Annotated in this window: 18 protein-coding genes and 1 riboswitch; of the genes, 14 read left to right on the top strand and 4 right to left on the bottom strand. The window is 66.9% G+C overall.

Features of this window, described 5'->3' with window-relative positions; genetic code table 11:
* Positions 1 to 173: 173 nt before the first annotated feature.
* The 7 genes from H8S47_RS10180 (at position 174) to H8S47_RS10150 (ending at position 8,144) form a co-directional block, all read left to right on the top strand.
* Positions 174 to 2,696: a TonB-dependent receptor plug domain-containing protein gene (locus tag H8S47_RS10180; RefSeq protein WP_187503759.1), complete on the top strand. Its 2,523-nt coding sequence runs from the start codon at positions 174 to 176 to the stop codon at positions 2,694 to 2,696.
* A 54-nt stretch (positions 2,697 to 2,750) separates the two neighbouring features.
* Positions 2,751 to 3,269, top strand: a complete 519-nt coding sequence (locus H8S47_RS10175; RefSeq protein WP_187503758.1) for a RidA family protein — start codon at positions 2,751 to 2,753, stop codon at positions 3,267 to 3,269.
* A gap of 130 nt (positions 3,270 to 3,399) precedes the next feature.
* A complete protein-coding gene (locus H8S47_RS10170) occupies positions 3,400 to 3,879 on the top strand; it encodes a DUF4126 domain-containing protein (protein WP_187503757.1) in 480 nt (159 codons plus the stop codon).
* Positions 3,876 to 5,258, top strand: coding sequence for an FAD-containing oxidoreductase (locus tag H8S47_RS10165; RefSeq protein WP_187503789.1), 1,383 nt, complete (start codon positions 3,876 to 3,878; stop codon positions 5,256 to 5,258). The genes H8S47_RS10170 and H8S47_RS10165 overlap by 4 nt, the downstream gene beginning before the upstream one ends.
* The gene (locus tag H8S47_RS10160; RefSeq protein ID WP_187503756.1) at positions 5,255 to 6,919 is read left to right on the top strand and encodes an FAD-dependent oxidoreductase; all 1,665 of its coding nucleotides are present in this window, start codon (positions 5,255 to 5,257) and stop codon (positions 6,917 to 6,919) included. The genes H8S47_RS10165 and H8S47_RS10160 overlap by 4 nt, the downstream gene beginning before the upstream one ends.
* Positions 6,916 to 7,221 (top strand): UBP-type zinc finger domain-containing protein, encoded by a 306-nt coding sequence (locus tag H8S47_RS10155; protein WP_187503755.1) that lies wholly within the window; start codon positions 6,916 to 6,918, stop codon positions 7,219 to 7,221. Before H8S47_RS10160 ends, H8S47_RS10155 begins: the two co-directional genes overlap by 4 nt.
* Before the next feature lie 251 nt (positions 7,222 to 7,472).
* Positions 7,473 to 8,144: a peptidylprolyl isomerase gene (locus tag H8S47_RS10150; protein WP_235982762.1), complete on the top strand. Its 672-nt coding sequence runs from the start codon at positions 7,473 to 7,475 to the stop codon at positions 8,142 to 8,144.
* A 196-nt stretch (positions 8,145 to 8,340) separates the two neighbouring features.
* On the opposite strand, the gene H8S47_RS10145 is transcribed toward H8S47_RS10150, so the two are convergent.
* A complete protein-coding gene (locus H8S47_RS10145) occupies positions 8,341 to 9,957 on the bottom strand; it encodes an NAD(P)/FAD-dependent oxidoreductase (protein WP_187503754.1) in 1,617 nt (538 codons plus the stop codon).
* Positions 9,958 to 10,011: 54 nt separating this feature from the next.
* On the opposite strand from H8S47_RS10145, the gene cobO reads away from it, so the two are divergent.
* The 5 genes from cobO to cobS all read left to right on the top strand — a co-directional run bounded on the left by cobO (position 10,012) and on the right by cobS (position 13,881).
* Complete coding sequence (gene cobO, locus H8S47_RS10140; RefSeq protein WP_187503753.1) at positions 10,012 to 10,617, top strand: cob(I)yrinic acid a,c-diamide adenosyltransferase; 606 nt, start codon at positions 10,012 to 10,014, stop codon at positions 10,615 to 10,617.
* A gap of 204 nt (positions 10,618 to 10,821) precedes the next feature.
* A riboswitch (cobalamin riboswitch) is annotated at positions 10,822 to 11,015 on the top strand.
* Between the two features lie 172 nt (positions 11,016 to 11,187).
* The gene (locus H8S47_RS10135) at positions 11,188 to 11,595 is read left to right on the top strand and encodes a DUF1636 domain-containing protein (protein WP_187503752.1); all 408 of its coding nucleotides are present in this window, start codon (positions 11,188 to 11,190) and stop codon (positions 11,593 to 11,595) included.
* On the top strand, positions 11,592 to 12,605 hold the full coding sequence (gene cobT, locus H8S47_RS10130) for a nicotinate-nucleotide--dimethylbenzimidazole phosphoribosyltransferase (RefSeq protein ID WP_187503751.1): 1,014 nt from the start codon (positions 11,592 to 11,594) through the stop codon (positions 12,603 to 12,605). The genes H8S47_RS10135 and cobT overlap by 4 nt, the downstream gene beginning before the upstream one ends.
* On the top strand, positions 12,602 to 13,171 hold the full coding sequence (locus tag H8S47_RS10125) for a histidine phosphatase family protein (protein ID WP_187503750.1): 570 nt from the start codon (positions 12,602 to 12,604) through the stop codon (positions 13,169 to 13,171). The genes cobT and H8S47_RS10125 overlap by 4 nt, the downstream gene beginning before the upstream one ends.
* Complete coding sequence (cobS, locus tag H8S47_RS10120; RefSeq protein ID WP_187503749.1) at positions 13,168 to 13,881, top strand: adenosylcobinamide-GDP ribazoletransferase; 714 nt, start codon at positions 13,168 to 13,170, stop codon at positions 13,879 to 13,881. Before H8S47_RS10125 ends, cobS begins: the two co-directional genes overlap by 4 nt.
* Here the strand turns inward: cobS and H8S47_RS10115 are convergent.
* Genes H8S47_RS10115 through H8S47_RS10105 form a run of 3 tightly spaced genes read right to left on the bottom strand, consistent with a single transcriptional unit; the run spans position 13,846 to position 17,226 of the window.
* Positions 13,846 to 15,315 (bottom strand): cobyric acid synthase, encoded by a 1,470-nt coding sequence (locus H8S47_RS10115; RefSeq protein ID WP_187503748.1) that lies wholly within the window; start codon positions 15,313 to 15,315, stop codon positions 13,846 to 13,848. The two genes, cobS and H8S47_RS10115, sit on opposite strands and share 36 nt — an antisense overlap.
* A complete protein-coding gene (gene cbiB, locus H8S47_RS10110; RefSeq protein WP_187503747.1) occupies positions 15,303 to 16,241 on the bottom strand; it encodes an adenosylcobinamide-phosphate synthase CbiB in 939 nt (312 codons plus the stop codon). Before cbiB ends, H8S47_RS10115 begins: the two co-directional genes overlap by 13 nt.
* Positions 16,234 to 17,226, bottom strand: coding sequence for a threonine-phosphate decarboxylase (locus tag H8S47_RS10105; protein ID WP_235982760.1), 993 nt, complete (start codon positions 17,224 to 17,226; stop codon positions 16,234 to 16,236). Before H8S47_RS10105 ends, cbiB begins: the two co-directional genes overlap by 8 nt.
* A 69-nt stretch (positions 17,227 to 17,295) precedes the next feature.
* Between H8S47_RS10105 and cobU the strand changes: the two genes are divergently transcribed.
* Entirely contained in the window at positions 17,296 to 17,856 is a 561-nt protein-coding gene (cobU, locus tag H8S47_RS10100) for a bifunctional adenosylcobinamide kinase/adenosylcobinamide-phosphate guanylyltransferase (protein WP_187503786.1), read from the top strand.
* A gap of 108 nt (positions 17,857 to 17,964) precedes the next feature.
* The gene (locus H8S47_RS10095) at positions 17,965 to 18,180 is read left to right on the top strand and encodes a hypothetical protein (RefSeq protein ID WP_187503746.1); all 216 of its coding nucleotides are present in this window, start codon (positions 17,965 to 17,967) and stop codon (positions 18,178 to 18,180) included.
* Positions 18,181 to 18,309: the final 129 nt, after the last annotated feature.

Genomic DNA, 18,309 nt, shown 5'->3' with positions numbered 1-18,309 from the left:
TTGCATCTGATCCGTTTCCTCGCAATTCTCCGAATATCGAACACCAACAATATCGGAGGCTATAGTTCGCAATCATGGATTGCGGGAATGATCGATCACGCAACGATGACTGAGATCATCGTGCGATTGGGAGAGATGCATGAACGGCGATCATCAATAAGGGGGGAGTCCTTATGAAGACCGTTACCAGCATTTCACGTGGCGCACTTGCCGTAGCACTTGCAAGCCTGTCGACCGTCGCCGCGCATGCCCAAGCCGTCGAAGTTGCCGCTCAGGCCAGCGCGCCGGGCGACGACATCATCGTCACCGGCACCCGCGCCACCGGGATCACCGCCGCCGAAAGCGCCGCACCGATCAAGGTGCTCGACGCGGACCTGATGAGCCATGTCGGCCAGCCGAACCTGAACCAGGTCCTGACACAACTCGTGCCGTCGTTCACCGCGCAGGCCTTTGGGGGCGATACCGCCAACCTCACGCTGTCGGCGCGGTTGCGCGGGCTGAGCCCGAACCACGCGCTGGTGCTGATCAACGGCAAGCGACGGCATGGCACCTCGAACCTCGCCGTCCTCGGCGGACCGTACCAGGGCGCGGCGACCGCCGATCTCGATCTGATCTCGCCCTCCTCGATCAAGCGGATCGAAGTGCTCGAGGACGGCGCGGCGGCACAATATGGCTCGGACGCGATCGCCGGCGTCATCAACATCATCCTCAAAGACGACAAGGAGGGCGGCGACGGTTACGTCACCGCCGGCGAGAATTACGACACCGGCGGGCGCACCTATGCGGGCACGCTGCATCTCGCGACCAGGCTCGGCGATGCCGGCTTCATCAACGTCACCGGCTTCTACCGCTATCACGACTTCACGCAGGTCGGCGGGCTCGATCGCCGCGTCACCGACATCAACGGCAATCTGCTGACCAGCACGTCCTCGCCGTCGATCACCGCGGTCCAGCAAAGCCTGTATCCGGGGATGGCGGGCTTCCCTTACGTCAACAAGATCAGCGGCGATGCGCAGTCTCGGCTGACCAACCTCCAATACAACTCGGCATATGATTTCGGCGGGGTCGAGGCCTATAGTTTCGGCACCTATTCGCGCCGGGTCGCCAGCGCCTACGAGAATGTCCGCGTGCCGACCCGCGTGTCGCGTACCGTCGGCGGCGTGACGACCTATTTCGATCCCGACGGCGACAGCCCGGTCAACGGCTTCTCGCCGCGCGAGAAGATCCGCGAGGAGGACATGGCGTTTACCGGCGGCCTGCGCGGCGATGTCAGCGGCTTCCATTACGACCTGTCGACGACGTTCGGGCAGGACAAGAACGAGATCTACACGATCGATTCCGCCAACGCGTCGCTCTACGCGGATACCGGCTTCACCCCGACGACGTTCTACAACGGGTTCTTCAAATCGAGCGAATTCACCGCCAACGCCGACTTCACGCATGAGGTCGAGGCGGGGATGGCCGCTCCGATCAACCTCGCCTTCGGCGGCGAATATCGCAAGAACGTGTACGAGATCGCCTCAGGCGATGCCGCCTCCATCTACAAGGAGGGCGGGCAATCCTATCCCGGTTTCCGGCCTTCGGATGCGGGCGTCAACGGGCGTGAATCCCAGGCGGCCTATGTCGATGTCGCGCTGATGCCAATCGAGGGGCTGAAGGTCGACGTCGCCGGGCGCTACGAGCATTATTCCGATTTCGGCAGCAAGTTCATCTACAAGGGCACGACGCGCTACGACTTCTCGGATGCGTTCGCGCTGCGTGGCACCTTCTCGACCGGCTTCCGCGCGCCGACGCTGGCGGAGTCGTTCTACTCGGCGACCAACGTCTCGCCGACCGCGGCCTTCGTCCAGCTGCCGGCCAATTCCGCCGCGGCGAAGCTGATCGGTTTCGACAATCTGAAGCCTGAAAAGTCGACCAACTACAGCCTCGGCACGGTCATTCGGCCGGTTCCGCGGCTGACGATCACGATCGATGCCTATCAGGTGAAGATCGAGGATCGCATCCTCGGCACGGGCTCGATCTTCGGGCAGGGCGGGGCGAGCAATTTCCCGATCGTCACGGCGGCGATCCTGGCCAATGGCAACGTCCTCGATCCCACCGTCAGCCAGACCGGCATCAACATCTTCACCAACGGCGCCGATACCCGGACGCGCGGCATCGACCTCGTCGCGAGCTACGCCAGCGATTTCGGCGATTACGGCAAGGCGACCTGGACGCTGTCGGGCAATTACAACAAGACCAAGATCACCAAGCTCGCCACGGCCCCCGCAGCGCTGGGCAACATCTCGCTGTTCGATGCCGGTGCGCGTGCCAATATCGAGACCGCATCGCCGCGGGTGAAGGTGATCGGGTCGACCTTCTACTCGATCGACAAATTCTCGATGACGCTGCGGGGTACGGTCTACGGAAAGAGTTCGTCCAAATACAGCCCGGACGGCGGGACGTTCTATACGCAGAAGATCGGCACCGCATTCATCGGCGACGTTGAATTGAACTTCAAGGCGACCGACGACCTCGAACTGTCGATCGGGGCGAACAACGTCTTCAATAAGCGGCCGCCGACGCTCGGCCTGGTGCCGGGGACGACCAACAACACGCTGGTCGGCGGCGGCAACCAGCTCGACGCGCCGCTGACGTTCAGCCCGTACGGGATCAACGGCGGCTATTATTATGCGCGCATGAACGTCAGTTTCTGATTATCTGCCGGGCGCCGGATCCTTTCGGCGCCCGGTCTTCACGAGAGGATATCCATGTCGAAGACCTTCGTTACATCGCTCGCTCTGTTCACCGCCCTGGCCGGTGCATCGGTCGCGAGCGCGCAGACGCCTGAAACCGCGATCGTCCGCCACGCCAACACGCCCCCGGGGTTGATCCTCCAGGGGGTCACCGTCCCGGCGGGCGCCAAGATGCTGTACCTGAGCGGGCAGCTCGCCGCACCGATCGACCCGACCAGCAAGACGCTGCCGGCGCAGCTGACGATCGCCGATTTCGGCGACACCAAGACGCAGACGATCAGCGTGTTCACCAAGATCAAGACGATCCTGGCGGCGCAGGGCTATGCGATGCGCGACATCATCAAGCTGACCGTGTTCGTCGCAGGCGATCCCAAGCTCGGCGGCAAGATGGACTTTGCCGGCATGAACGATGCCTTCAAGATGTTCTTCGGCACGGCAGAGAACCCGACTACGGTCGCACGCTCGACCGTGCAGGTGGCCGCACTGGCAGCGCCGGCGTTCCTGGTCGAGATCGAGGCGACCGCGGCGAAATAACGCGCCGACGCGGCGCGAGCGCCTGAGACTCGACGAAGAACGGCGTTTCAGACCCATATCGGGCGCGTAACGATTTGACGTTGGTGGCGGCGCGTGGGACGATCGAGGCCTCACCGGATCGGAGACTGCCATGCTCGTTCCACCGCTCGTCCACGGACTCCTCCTCGCACTGGTCATCGGTATTGTCGCGGGGTTGCGCGCGATGATGGCGCCGGCCGCAGTCGCCTGGGCCGCCAGCCGGGGTGCGCTGCCGTTGCAGGGAACGTGGCTGGCGTTCCTCGGGTGGCAGTTCACGCCGTGGATATTCACGCTGCTGGCGGCTGTCGAACTCGTCACCGACCAATTGCCCTCGACGCCGAGCCGCAAGGTACCGTCGCAGGTCGCCGCGCGCATCGTCACCGGCGGACTGTCGGGCGCGGCGATCGGCTACGGGGTCGCCGCACCGTTGCTCGGGCTGGGACTGGGCGTGCTGGGCGCGGTGATCGGTACCTATGGCGGGGCCGCGGTGCGCGCGCGGATGGCGGCGGCGTTCGGTAACGATCGTCCGGCGGCGCTGATCGAGGATGCGGTCGCGATCCTCGGTGCGGTACTGGTGGTGACGTCGCTCTGATGCGTCGGTTCGATGCGATCATCGTCGGCGCGGGGCAGGCCGGGCCACCACTCGCCGGACGACTGACCGCGGCCGGAATGACCGTCGCGTTGATCGAGCGGAAGCTGGTCGGCGGCACCTGCGTCAATACCGGCTGCATGCCGACCAAGACGCTCGTCGCCAGCGCGTACGCCGCGCATCTGGCGGGCCGGGCTGCGGAGTTCGGCGTGCGGACGGGTGAAATTTCGATCGACATGCCCGCGGTAGCGGCGCGGGCGCGAAAAGTCGTGATGGACGCGCGGACCGGGAACGAGACGTGGTTGGAGGGGATGGCGGGGCTTACCCTGCTGCGGGGGCATGCGCGGTTCACCGGCCCGGGAACGATCGCGGTCGACGGCGAGGAACTGTCCGCCCCGCGCATTTTCCTCAACGTCGGCGGCCGGGCGAGCGTGCCCGACATGCCCGGCGTCGGCGACGTGTCGCATCTCGACAATACCGACATGGTCGCGCTGGACACGGTGCCCGAGCATCTCGTCATCGTCGGCGGGAGCTATATCGGGTTGGAATTCGCGCAGATGTATCGCCGGTTCGGCGCGGCGGTGACGGTGGTCGAGCGCAGCGAGCGGCTGATCGCGCACGAGGATGCCGACGTCTCCGACGCGGTCCGCGCGATCCTGGAGGACGAGGGCGTCACGGTGCGCACCGGGGCGAACTGCATCGCGTTCGCGGCGCACGACGGCGGCGTCGCGGTATCGGTCGATTGCTCGGCGGGCGAACCGGTGGTGGTCGGCAGTCACGTGCTGCTCGCGGTCGGTCGGCGACCGAACACCGACGATCTCGGCCTCGACCTCGCCGGGATCGCGACCGACGCGAAGGGGTATGTGATCGTCGACGATCTGCTTCAGACCAACGTGCCGGGAATATGGGCGCTGGGCGACTGCAACGGACGCGGCGCGTTCACGCATACCGCGTATAACGACTTCGAGATCGTCGCTGCGAACCTGCTCGACGGTGACGATCGGACGCTGGGCCAGCGGCTGCTCGGCTACGCGCTCTACATCGATCCCCCACTCGGCCGGGTCGGGATGACCGAGACGCAGGCGGAGGAGAGCGGGCGACCGATCCTCGTCTCGACGCGGCCGATGACGCGGGTCGGACGCGCGATCGAGAAGGGCGAAACCAGGGGGTTCATGAAGATCGTCGCGGATGCGGAGACACAGCGGATCCTGGGCGCGGCAATTCTCGGCACTGGCGGCGATGAAGCGATCCATGGGATACTCGACATGATGAACGCGGATCAGCCGGTGTCGGCGCTCCGCTGGGCGGTGCCGATCCATCCGACCGTGTCCGAACTGATCCCGACGCTGTTGCTCGGCCTCGAACCGGTGGCGCCGCGATGACCCCGAGCGACAGCGTCGCCTCGCGCGAGCATCAGATGTTTCCGGTGCTCGACGCCGAGCAGATCGAGACGGCCAAGCGGTTCGCGAGCGGTCCGGCTCGGACGTTCGCGGCGGACGAACACGTCTATGCGATCGGTGAGCTGGGGGCGCCGGCATGGCTGGTGCTGGCAGGATCGATCGAGGTCATACGCCGCGACGGGCTGACGCACGAAACCCCGATCACCTCACATGGCGTCGGTCAGATCACCGGTGAAGTGAACCAGCTCGCGGGACGCCCGTCGATCGCGGGTGGCCGCGCCGGCAGCAATGGCTGCACCGCGCTGCCGTTCGATCCAGCCCATCTGCGCGCGCTGATGGTCGGCTCTGCCGACGTCGGCGAGGTCGTGATGCGCGCCTTGATCCTGCGCCGTGTCGGGCTGATCGAACAGGGCAGCGGCGGGACGGTGATCGTCGGCGTTCCGGGCAGTGCGGATATCGTCCGGTTGCAAGGGTTCCTCACGCGGTCGGGCTATCCCAACATCGTGCTCGACGCCGCGTCGGACGAGGAAGGGCGCGCGCTGGTCGAGCGGATCGGCGTGTTGCGCGCCGATCTGCCGCTGGTCGTGTGTCCGAACGGAACGGTGCTCAAGCGACCGACCGACGTCGAGGTTGCGGCATGCCTCGGGATCACGCCCGATCTCGATCCGGCAATCGTGTACGACGTCGCGATCGTCGGGGCGGGACCGGCGGGACTGGCGGCGGCGGTGTATGCCGCGTCCGAAGGGCTGTCGGTCGTCGTGCTCGACGAGCGCGCGATCGGGGGACAGGCTGGGGCGTCCGCGCGGATCGAGAATTACCTGGGGTTTCCGACCGGTATATCCGGGCAGGCGCTGGCGGGCCGTGCGTTCAACCAGGCGTTGAAGTTCGGGGCGGAGATCGCGGTGCCGCTGGAGGTCGCACGGCTCGACTGCGATGACGCGCGGCCGGCGGACGATCCGCTGGTTCTCGCGTTGCCGGATGACAAGCGGGTCCGGTCGCGGACCGTGATCGTCGCGTCGGGTGCGCGCTATCGCCGACCCGATATCCCCGATCTCGCAATGTTCGAAGGCGCAGGCGTGTCCTATTGGGCGTCACCGATCGAGGCGCGGTTGTGCGAGGGCGAGGAGGTGGCGCTGGTCGGCGGTGGCAATTCGGCGGGGCAGGCGGTGGTTTTCCTGGCGCCCCGCGTGAAGCATCTGCACCTGATCGTGCGACGGCCGCTGGCGGCGACGATGTCGAAATACCTGATCGACCGGATCGCGGCGCTGCCCAACGTCACCCTGCATGTCGGCACGGAGATCGTCGGGTTGGAAGGCGACCGCGCGACCGGGCTGAGCGGGGCGACGTTCCGCCAACCAGACGGCTCGACCAAACAATGCGCGATGCGGCATCTTTTCCTGTTCATCGGTGCCGATCCCAATGCCGGCTGGCTGCAAGGCTGCGTCGACACCGACGGCAAGGGTTTCATCGTCACCGGCAAAGCCACCCTCGCGCTGCAGACGAGCCGGGCGCGCGTGTTCGCGATCGGTGACGTGCGCGCAGGTTCGACCAAGCGAGTGGCGGCGGCGGTCGGCGAGGGGGCGGCGGTGGTTGCGCAGGTCCATGTCGCTCTGGCGGACATGGCTGAACGGGCGGCGTCATGAGTGACGGCTGTACGCACAGGGACACGATCCGGTCGGTCACACCAAGCGCCAAGGGGTGCGAGGACTGCCTGCGGATCGGCAGCGAATGGGTGCATCTGCGGTTGTGCCGGGCATGCGGGCATGTCGGGTGCTGCGACGATTCCCCGCACCGCCACGCGACCGCGCACTACCGGGCGACGCACCATCCGATCATCGAGGGCTATGATCCGCCCGAGGGATGGGGCTGGTGTTTCGTCGACGAGACGATGGTCGACCTGCCCGACCAGACGCCGCAATGGGGGCCTATCCCGCGGTATGTTTGACGACGGTAGGCTTTGTTTGCGTCGGTTTATACGCGTGTACCACCACCCCGGCGGAGGCCGGGGCCCAATCGGCAAGGCCGCAGTAATGGCGGGCGATACTTTGCCCCAATTGGGCCCCGGCCTGCGCCGGGGTGGTGTTGCTCAGCGCCGCAACGACCGTCGATCCAACCACACCCTTGATCACCCTCGCTTGCTTCGCCCCACCCCGACCGCTAGCCGGCCTCGATCGGTAAAGGCGTGAGTGACCAAAGATGCGGCATTGGATGATTGGGCTGATGGCCGTTGCGGCGCTCGCTACGGCGGGATCTGCACAAAAGCCGAACCGCGCAGGACCGAAGCCCGGCATCGTCCGTGTCCGCTTCGTGACCTCGGAGGGGCCGATATTGCTGGCGCTCGACACCCGCCATGCGCCGAAGACGACCGCGAATTTCCTGGCCTATGTCGATGACGGGCGCTTCGACGGGACCGACTTCTACCGCGCGAGCCGTCAGAAATGGTCGCCGAAGCTTGGCTTTATCCAGGGGGGGATCCGCACCGATGCCCGCCGCATCCTGCCGCCGTTCCCGCTCGAGACGACCGCGATGACCGGGATCAAGCATCTCGACGCGACGATCTCGATGGCCCGCGGGATGACTCCGGCGTCGGCGGGCGGCAATTTCTTCATCACCATCGGCCCGGCGCCGGCGATGGACGCACGCGCGGGCTACCCGGGCTATGCGGCGTTCGGGCACGTCGTCGGGGGGATGAACGTGGTGAAACGCATCCTTGCCAAGCCGACCGGCGGTGGAATGGACGCGTTCAAGGACCAGATGATCCTGAAGCGCGTCACGCTGGTCAGCGCGCGACGTTTGGACGGGGTGGCGAAGCCGACGGGGTTGCCGCGGGCCTGGCTGATCAAGACGAGGCCTGACCGGACGAAGTGATGTATTCGTCTTCCGGGACGGTTCTGCGGCCTTCCCGTTCGAACACGATAATTACCCCGGCGAAGGCCGGGGCCCCAATTGGAGAGGTTGCGGTAACCTAGAGTAGTCTCCCAATTGATGTCCCCCAATTGGGCCCCGGCCTTCGCCGGGGGTGGTACATGGATCACCGGGGCGGTGATGAAATTCGTTGCGGGCGTCAGGCCATCAAGCTCAACGCGACCGCTTCCGCGACCTTGATGCCGTCGACCGCTGCCGAGAGAATTCCGCCCGCATAGCCAGCGCCTTCGCCCGCCGGGAACAGGCCGGCGGTGTTGAGACTGACGAAATCGTCGCCGCGCGTAATCCTCACTGGGGACGAGGTGCGCGTCTCCACCCCGGTCAGCACGGCGTCGGGATGATCGTAACCGGGGATCTCGCGGCCGAACGCGGGCAGCGCCTCGCGCAGTGCGGTGATCGCAAACTCGGGTAGGCATTCGGACAAATCCGTCATGTGCACGCCGGGCTTGTACGACGGGATCACCGAGCCGAGCGCGGTCGAGGCGCGGCCCGCGAGCAGGTCGCCGATACGTTGCGCGGGCGCCTTGTAGTTCGAGCCGCCGGCGACATAGGCGCGCGATTCCCATTGGCGTTGCAACTCGATCCCCGCAAGCGGATGGCCGGGATAGTCGCGCTCGGGGTCGATGCCGATGACGATCCCCGAGTTCGCATTGCGTTCGTTGCGCGAATATTGGCTCATGCCGTTCGTGGCGACACGACCTTCTTCGGAGGTCGCTGCGACGACGGTACCGCCGGGGCACATGCAGAAGCTGTATACCGTCCGCCCGTTTTTGCAGTGATGCGACAGGCTGTACGCCGCGGCTCCGAGATCGGGGTGGCCTGCGCAGGGGCCGAACCGCGCCTCGTCGATCCACGATTGCGGATGCTCGATGCGGACGCCGATCGAGAAGGGCTTGGCCTCGACGTATACGCCCTTCGCATGCAGCATCTCGAACGTGTCGCGCGCGCTGTGGCCGACCGCGAAGACGACGTGGTTGGCTTCGAGATAGTCGCCGGTACTGAGATGGAGACCGCGGAGTTGGCGCGTGCCGGCTTCCTCGACGATGTCGAGACCGTCGACGCGGGTCGAGAAGCGGTATTCGCCACCAAGCGCCTCGATCGTCTCGCGCATGCTCTCGACCATCGTGACGAGGCGGAAGGTGCCGATATGCGGGTGTGCTTCGGTCAGGATTTCGGGCGGCGCACCGGCTTTCACGAACTCGGTCAGGACCTTGCGGCCGAGATGACGCGGGTCCTTGATCTGGCTCCAGAGCTTGCCGTCGGAGAAGGTGCCGGCGCCGCCCTCGCCGAACTGAACGTTGGATTCGGGGTTGAGGACACTTTTGCGCCAGAGGCCCCAGGTGTCCTTGGTGCGCTCGCGGACGACTTTGCCGCGGTCGAGAATGATTGGGCGGAAGCCCATCTGCGCGAGGATCAGGCCGGCGAACAACCCGCACGGCCCTGCGCCGACGACCACGGGGCGCGGGCCGGTGTAGCTCGCGCCGCCCTTGGTGACGAAGCGGTACCCTGTATCAGGCGTGCGCTGGACGTGGCGATCCTTGCGGAAGCGCGTGAGCACCGTGCCCTCGTTCTTCAGCGTGACGTCGACCGAATAGACGAGCTGGATGTCCATCTTGTCGCGCGCATCATGCGCTCGGCGGGCAATCGTGTAGCGGATCAGGTCGCGCGGGGTTACCCGCAGGCGATCGCGGATCGCGGCGGGGAGCGCCTCGTCGGCGTGGTTGAGCGGGAGCTTGAGGTCGGTGATGCGGAGCATGCCGCACGCTCTAGCGCCGCGCGGCGCGATCCGCCATCGCGAGGACGAGAGGACATGATTATGCGGACCGACGACGAGCAGAATGCCAAGAGCGCCAAACGTAAGGAGGTCCACGATAAGATCGTCGCGAGCAAGACGATCGAGAAGGGGCTGGTGATCGTCCACACCGGCAAGGGTAAGGGCAAGTCGACCGCCGCGTTCGGCATGGCGGTGCGGATGATCGGCCATGGGCGGAAAGTCGGTGTCGTGCAGTTCGTCAAGGGCGCGATGGCCACGGGCGAGAAGGCGATTTTCGATGCGTTTCCTGAGCTGTGCGAGTTCAAGCCGATGGGGGAGGGGTTCACCTGGGACACGCAGGATCGCGCGCGCGACATCGCGGTGGCGCGCGAGGCCTGGGACGAGGTGAAGCGGATGATCGCGGATCCGTCCTATGCGATGGTGGTGGCGGACGAGCTGAACATCGTGTTGCGGTATGACTATTTGCCGGTCGACGAGGTGCTGGCGGCGTTGGCGGCCAAGCCCGAGATGACGCACGTCGTGGTGACCGGGCGGAACGCGCCGGACGCGCTGATCGAGGTGGCGGATCTGGTGACGGAGATGACGCAGGTGAAGCATCCGTTCCGGTCGGGCGTGAAGGCGCAGGCGGGGGTGGAGTTCTAAGCGCGTTTCAGACGGCGGTTGGGTCGGTCCCGCTTCTGACCCAAAGCTCCGTCATCCTGAAGAAAGTCAGGACCCAGAGCCACGAAGGCTGCCGCTTGTTACCCTGGGTCCTGACTTTCGTCAGGATGACGGGCGGGCGGTTGAACTTATGGCGAGACCGCCCAGCAGCGCATCGCCGTCTTGCGTCCCCCAAGCCTCCCGCCTATCGCTTCTCCCGCGACAGGTTCCCCCGACGCTCACGCGGAGGGGGATGAAAATGGGAACGGGAAACACCCGGCTGCCCCTGCAACTGTACGCGGCGAGCCATCGTGCCTCATGCCATTGGGATACTCCCGAGAAGGCGGCGCGGACGGCGTTGACCCGCGAGCCAGGAGACCTGCCCGTCGCGGTCGTCTTTCGTCCGGCCAGGGTGCGCCGAACGGACGGGTAACACCCCGAGCGACGACATCGCTTCGCGTCGCGCGGAGGCCGGAGGCGTGCGCCTTTCGCCCTGTGCACGGTGCGGGATCGACTGTCCGAAGGGGTAACTATGCCAAGTTCACATCATGTTGGGATCGTCCGGGAACGGACATGCTGAAGCCCGCCGAGGACGGCGTCGCGGTCGTCGCGTGCAACACGTGTCGCCATTCCGCGGATGCGCGCGATGACGAGCGGGGCAATCGCGGCGGAGCACGGCTCGTTGCTGCGTTAAAGGCGGTGCAGGCGAGCGATCCCGCCTATGCCGACGTCGCGGTGCAGGAGATGCCGTGCCTGTTCGCGTGCCAGGATTTCTGCACGATCCACCTGCGCGCACCCGCCAAGGTCGGCTATGTGCTCGGCCGGTTCGAACCGACCGAGGATTCCGCGCGTGCGATCCTCGAATATGCCCGGCTTTACGGCGAAAGCGCGTTCGGGCAGGTGCCGTTCAAGCAATGGCCGCAGGGCGTTAAGGGGCATTTCATCGCCCGCACGCCGCCCGCGGGCTTCGTCGTCGAATGACCGCGTTCGCGACGCCTGCTGGGTTTCTGGCGGCCTTGCGCGGCTTGCCGCAGGCGGATGCCGCGGCGCGATCCGCGGCGATCGCCCGGCAAGGGGAACTGACCAAGCCGCCGGGCTCGCTCGGGCGGCTGGAGGATATCGCGGTCTTCATGGCCGGCTGGCAGGGTAACCCGCTGCCTCGTCTCGATCGCGGGAGCGCGGTGGTATTCGCGGGCAACCACGGCATCGTCGCGCGCGGTGTGAGTGCGTTTCCGGCCTCGGTCACCGCGCAGATGGTCTCCAATTTCGAGGCTGGCGGCGCGGCGATCAACGCGCTGTCGCGAGCGGCGGGCCTCGAGCTGAAGATCGTGTCGGTCGACCTCGATCGCCCGACCGCGGATTTCACGCAAGCGCCGGCGATGTCGGAGGACGAGTGCCTTGCCGCGTTGAACGCTGGCGCGGCGGCGGTCGCGGATGTGCCGGACTTGGTGGTGCTCGGCGAGATGGGGATCGGCAATTCGACGACCGCCGCGGCGCTGTGTCTGGCGAGCTTCGGCGGGTCGGCGAGCGACTGGGTAGGGCCGGGTACCGGCGTCGATGGCGAGGGCATCGCACGGAAGATCGCCGTCGTCGAGGCTGGGGTCGCGCTGCACCGGGACGCGCTGACCACACCGTTCGAGATCTTGCGGCGGCTCGGCGGACGCGAACTGGCAGCGATTGCAGGTGCGGTGGTTGCCGCGCGACTGGCGGGCCTGCCGGTGATGCTCGATGGGTTTATCTGCTGTGCGGCCATCGCGCCGTTGGCGGCGGCGTGCCCCGACATTCTCGCGCATTGCCTTGCCGGGCATGTCTCGGCAGAGCCGGGGCACCGTCTTCTGCTTGAGCGAATGGGCATCGAACCATTGCTGTCGCTCGGGATGCGGCTGGGCGAGGGCAGCGGCGCTGCGACCGCGACATTGCTGGTTCGAGCCGCGCTGGCCGTGCATGCCGAGATGGCGACGTTCGCCGAGGCGGGCGTTTCGGCGGCGTGAGCGCGTACATGCTGTACCTGATGCGGCATGGTGCGCCTGCGGTGGCGGGTCGGTTGCTGGGGCGAACCGACGACCCGGCGACCGAGGCGGGGATCGCCGCCTGCGTCGCACGCGCGGAGGGCATCGCGGTGGAACGGATCGCAGCGTCCGATCTGATCCGCGCGCATGCCTGCGCGGCGGCGATCGGTGCGCCGCGCGGCGTTTCGGTCGAGGTCGATCCACGCTGGCGGGAACTCGACTTTGGCGCCTGGGACGGTTTGGGCCCAGCCGAGATACACCCCGCCGAGTTGGCGGCGTTCTACGACGATCCCGATGCCTCGCCACCGCCCGATGGCGAACGCTGGTCCGCGTTGCAGGGCCGCGTCGCGCGTGCGCTGGCAGAGATGCCACCGGTCTCGACATTGGTCGTGACGCATGGCGGCGCGATCCGGGCGGCGCTCGCGGAATTGTGCGGGTTCGACAGGCGGCAGACCTGGGCGTTCGACCTCCCCTATGCCGCGCTCGTCTCGCTGCGCATCTGGCCGGGCCCGACGCGGACCGTGCAGATCGTCGGGCTGGCTACGTGAAAGGGCTGATCATCGCGTTCGGCTTTCTGACCCGCCTGCCGATGCCGCGGGTCGAAATGGGGCCAGCGGATTTCGCCGCGGCGATCCGGTTCTACCCTATCGTCGGTCTCGTGATCGGCCTGATCGTCGCTGCGGCCGGATGGCTGGGTGCGCTGGTCGATCCGTGGATGGGGGCCTGTGCTGCCCTGCTGACCTGGATCGCGGTGACGGGGGCGCTGCATCTCGACGGGCTTGCCGACCTCGCCGACGGGCTGGGCGCAGCGCATGGCGATCGGACGCGCCTGCTTGCTGTCATGGCCGATCCGCATATCGGGAGCTTCGGCGTCGTCGCGATCGCCGGTCAGATGCTCGCCAAGCTCGTGCTGCTGCATGCCGTAGGGGTGGATTGGGGGCTGGTCCTTGTGCCGTTCGCGGCGAGGATGGGGCCGCTGGCATGGGCGAGACTGTTGCCGCCACTGCGGCCCAGCGGGCTCGGCGCTGCGGTTGTCGGCGCGGTACGCGCGCGCGATCTGCTGGGATGGGGCCTGCTGCTCGCGCTCACCGCAGTTGGGGAGCCGGCGCTCATCGCCTTCCCGCTGCTCGTGCTCGGCGTCGCGGCATGGTTCCGGCAGACGCTCGGCGGCGTGACCGGCGACGCGCATGGCGCGGGAATCGAAATCGTCGAGATCGGGCTGCTAGTCGCGTTGGCGATGGCCGGCGCGCTCGCTTAGCGCAAGTAGCGCATCGAGATCGACATGCCGCTCGAGCGTTGCGGCGATCGCATCGAGCGCGGCATCGATCGACGCGCTATGATCGGGTCCGCTGGACGCGACGCCGAGCCGCGCAAGCCACGCCGCGCGTTGCTCCGCGAGCGCGAGCAGGCCGTGGACGTAGCTGCCCGACACCAGCCCGTCTGCACTCGTCGCGCCTTCGGGGCTGCCATCGGCGCGGTGGCCGGCCGGGCGTGCGGTCGCGGGGCCGGTGGTAGCACCCATGTGCATCTCATAGCCCTCGAACGCCGCGCCCTGCGCCCGGCCGCGCACCCTTTCCAGCGTCTTGCGGCCGGTGAGGACCGTGTCGATGTCGAGCAACCCGAGCCCGTCGACGCGCCCCGCCGGCCCCTCGATCCCGTCAGGGTCGGCGATGCTGCGACCGAGCATCTGATAGCCGCCGCAGAGCCCGAGCACCGGTTTGCCACGGCGGTGATGCGCGCGGATATCGATGTCCCAGCCTTGCGCGCGAACGAAGGCGAGGTCGGGGATCGTCGCCTTCGATCCCGCGAGCACGATCATGTCGACCTCCGGGATCGGTGTGCCCGGCGGCACCATCACCAACGCGACACCGGGCTCGAGCCGAAGCGGATCGAGGTCGTCGAAATTGGCGATCCGCGGCGTGATCGGGCAGGCGATCGTGACGCGGCGTTGGGCACTGGCGGCGGGGCGTTCGAGGATCACTGCGTCCTCGCTCGGCAACCGTACCGCGTCGGCCAGCCACGGCACGACGCCGTAGCCGCGCCATCCGCTCCGCGCTTCGATCGCGCGATAGCCGTCGTCGAACAGCGCCGGGTCGCCGCGGAACTTGTTGATCAGGAAGCCGTGGATCATCGCCGCATCTGCCGGATCGATCACCGCGCGCGTGCCGACGATCGCCGCGATCACGCCGCCGCGGTCGATGTCGCCGACCAGCACCACGGGGACGTCGGCAGCCCGCGCGAACCCCATGTTGGCGATGTCGCCGGCGCGCAGGTTGATCTCCGCCGGGCTGCCCGCGCCTTCGACGACGACGAGATCGCAGCCTGCCGACAGTCGCTCGAAACTGTCGAGCACATCGACCAGCAATCCCTCGCGCCCCTCGCGCCAGCGCGCCGCGGCGAGCGTCCCGCGCACCTGCCCGCGGACGATCAGTTGCGAGGTTCGGTCGCCCTGAGGCTTGAGCAGCACCGGGTTCATGTCGACGCTGGGTTCGACCCGGCAGGCGATCGCCTGCGTCGCCTGCGCGCGGCCGATCTCGCCGCCATCGGCGGTGACGGCGGCGTTGTTCGACATGTTCTGCGGCTTGAACGGGCGGACCGACAGCCCGCGATTGGCGAACGCGCGGCATAGCCCCGCGACCAGCACCGACTTGCCGACGTCCGAGCCGGTCCCCTGGAGCATCAGAGCGACCATGCGATCCCTCCGGTAATGACGAACAGCAGCACGCACGCCCGCCTATAGATACCAAGCGCGGCGCGGAGATCGGCGGCGGTAGCGTCAGCACGGCCGTTACCGATATACGGCTTGGCGACGCTCACCCCGTCATAGGCGATCGGGCCCGCCAGCCGCAGACCGAGCGCGCCGGCCATCGCGGCTTCGGGCCAGCCGGCGTTAGGCGATGCGTGATTCCCCGCGTCGCGCCACATCGTCCGCCATCCGCCGAGCCCGGCAAGGCACAGCAGCACGCCGCTGAGCCGCGCGGAAATCAGGTTCGCGCCATCGTCGGTCCGTGCCGCCGCCCAGCCGAACGCGCGCCAACGTTCCTCGCGATGCCCGATCAGACTATCGGCGGTGTTGATCGCCTTGTACGCCCACAGTCCCGGCAGCCCCGCGACGAGCAGCCAAAACAGCGGTGCGACGACGCCGTCGCACACGCTTTCGGCAAGGCTCTCGATCGCCGCCCGCGCGACGCCGGCTTCGTCGAGCGAGGCGACGTCACGGCCGACGATCATCGCGACGCGCGCGCGGCCAGTCTCGAGATCGCTCGCGGCCAGCGCATGTGCCACCGGAACGACATGATCGTACAGGCTGCGGATCGCCAGTCCCGGTGCGGCCATGAGGCCGATCGCGATCCACGCCACCGAGCCTAGCGTGTGACGGGCGAGCAGCGTCGCCGCCCACGCCACTCCGATCGCGATGGCAACGATCAAGGCCAATGTCAGAATTCCCGTGGCCCGACGATGGGTGCTCGATGCGGCGGGGGTGTTCCAGCGCGCCTCCGCCCAGCCGATCACACGCGCGAACCCGCCGACCGGATGACCGATCCGGGCATAAAGCGCCGGCGGCCAGCCGATCGCCACGTCCACCAGGATCGCCAGCGCTGCGATCGGCTCAGCCACCGGCAAGAGCCCGGTCGAGGCGGTCGAATGCGGCGTCGTCCCCCGGCACCCCGAAGCGGAGCCAGCGCGGCGCATGATCGAACGGACGCGTGAGGATACCCGATCGCGAAAGGCGTTCGAACATCGCAGGCGCGTCGTCGCTTTCCACCAGCCGGAACAACGGGCACGCGCCGCGGCTCTGCAGACCGTGACGGCCGAGCAGCGTGTCGAGTCGGCCGGCGCGCGCGACGATCGATCGCCGAGCCTCCGCGATCCACGCGGTATCGCGGTAGGCCGCCGTGCCGTAGGCGACCGCGAGCGCGGAGACGGGCCAACTGCCCAAACGACGCCGCATCGCTTCCGCTTGCGCGGGCTGCGCAATCATGAAGCCCAGTCGCACGCCCGCGAGCCCGAAGAACTTGCCGAACGACCGGAATATGATCGCCCGGTCGTTGGGATCGAGGCCCGGAATGAGGCTGAACTCGGGTGCGATGTCGGCAAAGGCTTCGTCGACGACCAGCCACGTGCCGCACCGGGCGATCCGCAACAGTCGATCTGGCATATCGAGGGCGCCGTCGGGATTGTTCGGGTTGGCCAGCAGGAGCGTGCCGTCGCGGATCGTGTCGATCGCGTCGCGCACGATCGGTGTCGCACCCCCGATCGCATCCTGATGCGTCGAGTAGCTGGGCGTGACGAAGCGGACCGGCGACGGCAGCTCGAGACTATCGAGCGCGCGAAGGCCGATCTCGCTGCCCGGCAAGGCGACGACCCGGTCCGCGCTGGCGCCGAACATCGCCGCCGCGGCCGCTTCGAGATCGCGGAGAGCGGCCGGGGAGGGTAGTCGTTGCAGATCGACCGACGGCGCGCGGTCGGCGGGCCAGGGGCATGGATTGATGCCGGTCGACAGATCGAGCCACGGGTGCGGCGCACCTGGATAGCAGGTGGCGGCGATGTCGATCCGTCCACCGTGGATGCGCAGGGCCTTCATTCCGTCGGTCAGTCCCATGGGCTTTTGCTTGATCTTCGCGGCGTCATCGTCATTCCGGGTGGCGGCTGCAAGCACGAAGGACACGACATGGTGCAATCAGTTGGAGCGGCGTTCGGCAAGAGCCTGTTCGTGCTCGGTGGCGCGCGCTCGGGCAAGAGCCGTCATGCGCAGGAAACCGCCGAAGCGCTCGCGACGGCCGAGCAACTCAAGCTCGTCTATGTCGCGACGGCGCAGGCGTTCGACGGCGAGATGACCGATCGGATCGCGCGCCATCGCGCAGATCGCGACGACCGGTGGGAGACCATCGAGGCACCGCTGGCGCTGCCCGACGCCCTGCTCGCCGCCGACGCGGTCGATACCGTGCTGCTCGTCGATTGCCTGACCTTGTGGGTATCCAACCTGCTGCTCGACGATGCGCCGGTCGCGGCGCGAACGGACGCGCTGCTGGATGCGATCGGTCGGCTCGAAGGGCGGATCATCGTGGTGTCGAACGAGGTCGGGCTTGGGATCGTGCCGGACAACGCATTGGCCCGCCGCTTCCGGGATGCCGCGGGGTTTCTCCATCAGCGCATCGCCGCCGAGGTGGATTCGGTCGATATGGTGATGGCAGGCCTCGTCCAGCGCTGGAAAGGACCGCCGCGTCCGTAGCGGCACGCAATCGAAGACGCCGAACCTTCCCCGATTGCAATTGGCTTTTCGCTCTAATCGCGAGCATAGGTAGATTACGCAATATTGGGGGGGGCTATGCATAGCAAAGTGCAAACGATCGCGCGGCTGAAATCGATGGTTTTTCTTATCGAAGAAGCGCTTCGAATCGCCGATGAGGGGGATAATGCGTTGCTCGGTGCAAAACTCAGTGACTGCATCGATAACCTTCAGACTGCGCTCGTCAAAATCGGATCGCAGGTCGAAGCCGGTCGTCGAATCATCAAGGACTCCCTGCCGATGGCGCCGGCATCACTCGCGATCTGACGACGAATGCTTGATTTATACGTTCGTTAGGTGATCCGGATGACCGTGTGCTCGATATCGGGCACGTCGGAACTGACTTTTACACTTTAATCCTGATCCATGTTCGCGGTTCAGTGCTGACATATATCT

It is taken from the genome of Sphingomonas albertensis (assembly GCF_014358075.1).
GTDB lineage: Bacteria > Pseudomonadota > Alphaproteobacteria > Sphingomonadales > Sphingomonadaceae > Sphingomonas > Sphingomonas albertensis.
This window is presented reverse-complemented; position numbering and strand designations above follow the sequence as displayed.

Coding starts and splice junctions, on each gene's coding strand:
- H8S47_RS10180 (WP_187503759.1), top strand. CDS start 174: ATGAAGACCGTTACCAGCATTTCACGTGGCGCACTTGCCGTAGCACTT.
- H8S47_RS10175 (WP_187503758.1), top strand. CDS start 2,751: ATGTCGAAGACCTTCGTTACATCGCTCGCTCTGTTCACCGCCCTGGCC.
- H8S47_RS10170 (WP_187503757.1), top strand. CDS start 3,400: ATGCTCGTTCCACCGCTCGTCCACGGACTCCTCCTCGCACTGGTCATC.
- H8S47_RS10160 (WP_187503756.1), top strand. CDS start 5,255: ATGACCCCGAGCGACAGCGTCGCCTCGCGCGAGCATCAGATGTTTCCG.
- H8S47_RS10155 (WP_187503755.1), top strand. CDS start 6,916: ATGAGTGACGGCTGTACGCACAGGGACACGATCCGGTCGGTCACACCA.
- H8S47_RS10150 (WP_235982762.1), top strand. CDS start 7,473: ATGCGGCATTGGATGATTGGGCTGATGGCCGTTGCGGCGCTCGCTACG.
- H8S47_RS10145 (WP_187503754.1), bottom strand. CDS start 9,957: ATGCTCCGCATCACCGACCTCAAGCTCCCGCTCAACCACGCCGACGAG.
- cobO (WP_187503753.1), top strand. CDS start 10,012: ATGATTATGCGGACCGACGACGAGCAGAATGCCAAGAGCGCCAAACGT.
- H8S47_RS10135 (WP_187503752.1), top strand. CDS start 11,188: ATGCTGAAGCCCGCCGAGGACGGCGTCGCGGTCGTCGCGTGCAACACG.
- cobT (WP_187503751.1), top strand. CDS start 11,592: ATGACCGCGTTCGCGACGCCTGCTGGGTTTCTGGCGGCCTTGCGCGGC.
- H8S47_RS10115 (WP_187503748.1), bottom strand. CDS start 15,315: ATGGTCGCTCTGATGCTCCAGGGGACCGGCTCGGACGTCGGCAAGTCG.
- H8S47_RS10105 (WP_235982760.1), bottom strand. CDS start 17,226: ATGGGACTGACCGACGGAATGAAGGCCCTGCGCATCCACGGTGGACGG.
- cobU (WP_187503786.1), top strand. CDS start 17,296: ATGGTGCAATCAGTTGGAGCGGCGTTCGGCAAGAGCCTGTTCGTGCTC.